We start from the raw sequence: 1,509 nt of genomic DNA on the forward strand, positions 1-1,509 counted from the left end.
GGGGGTGCCTCTATGTCTTTCGTCAACCGAGATCGGGTCATGCTGCGGCCGATTCGGCGGGTCGGGATTCGTAGAAGGTTTCGTCTCTGAGCATGGCGAACAGGACGTTGATGCGTTGGCGGGCGAGGCGGAGGAGGGCCTGGGTGTGAGTCTTGCCGCGGGCTCTGCATCGGTCGTAGTAGGTGCGGGAGGCGGGGTCGTGCAGGGCCGCGAACGCGGAGAGGAACATGGCCCGTTTCAGGAGTCGGTTGCCTGTCCTGGGGGCGTGTTCGCCGTGGATCGACGTGCCGGAGGATTTCGTTGCCGGGGCGAGGCCGGCGTAGGAGGCCAGGTGGGCGGCGGTGGGGAACGAGGTTGCGTCGCCGATGGTCACCAGGAGGGTGGCTGCGGTCCTGACGCCGACTCCGGGCATCGAGGTCAGGACCTGCGAAAGAGGGTGGGCCTCCAACAGCTCGCCGATCTGCGTTTCGACGGCGCGTCGTTGTTCGTGGACGGCGGCGAGCGAGCGGGCCAGGGAGGGCACGACGGTGTCGAGGGTGGCGGTGCCCGGGACGACGACGGTCTGTTCGTCGAGTGCGTCGAAGACGTCGTTCACGAGGCGTTCGGCCATGCGCGGGGCTTTGGGGCGTATCAGGGCCACGAGTCTGCGGCGTCCGGCCTTGCGCAGGGCGGCGGGCGAGCCGTGTCGTTCGAGGAGGTGGGTGACGGCCGGGTGGTCCAGGCGGGGTCCGAGGACGCGTTCGAGGCTGGGGTGGAACTGGGTGAGCAGGCCGCGGATGCGGTTGCTGGTGCGGGTGGCCTCGGCGGCGAGGTCCTGGTCGAAGCCGGTGAGGACCGTCAGGGTCGCGGTGGTCTCGTCGGTGGCCTCCAGGGCTCGGAGGGTGTGGGGCATGGTGCGGGCGGCGTCGGCGATGACGTGGGCGTCGCGGGCGTCGGTCTTGGCCTCGCCCGGGTAGAGGTCCGCTATGCGGCGCATCGCCAGGCCGGGCAGGTAGGCGACCTCGCAGCCGGCGTCGCGGGCCACCGTCAGCGGCAGGGCGCCGATCGAGGCGGGCTGGTCCACGATCACCAGCACGGTCCCGAACTTCGCCCGCAGCTTGTCGAAGACGGCCCGCAGTTTGGGCTCGCTGTTGGGCAGCCTCTTGTCGAACACGGTCTTGCCGGCGGCTGTGAGGCCGTGGCCGTGGTGCTCGGATTTGCCCACGTCCAGACCGAGGAAGACCTTGATGTCACCGGTGTCGAGCACCGCACCCCTCCCAGGGTGTCGTTCCGGTCCCGGCCTCACGCCTTCGCACCGCACGCGCGCATCCACGTTACGCAGACCAACCACCCATCGGAGACCGTGCGTTGCGCTCGGCCGGGTGGCGGTCAGGCCTCTCATCAGCGGTCAAACGGTGCTCCGGGTCCGGTGACACCACCCCCCAGGTCATGCGTTCGACAGGGGGCAAAAGCCATGCCGGACCCGGAGGCCAGGAGCCCCATTTCAGGACCACGAAAAAGGTAACGGGG

The 1,509-nt window shown here is 69.4% G+C and carries 1 protein-coding gene; it reads right to left on the reverse strand.

The genetic code is table 11. The features are described 5' to 3' along the window. Positions 1-37: 37 nt before the first annotated feature. The gene (locus tag ACH4XV_RS48455; protein ID WP_395801038.1) at positions 38-1,246 is read right to left on the reverse strand and encodes an IS110 family transposase; all 1,209 of its coding nucleotides are present in this window, start codon (positions 1,244-1,246) and stop codon (positions 38-40) included. Positions 1,247-1,509: the final 263 nt, after the last annotated feature.

The organism is Embleya sp. NPDC020630, from assembly GCF_044334985.1.
GTDB lineage: Bacteria > Actinomycetota > Actinomycetes > Streptomycetales > Streptomycetaceae > Embleya.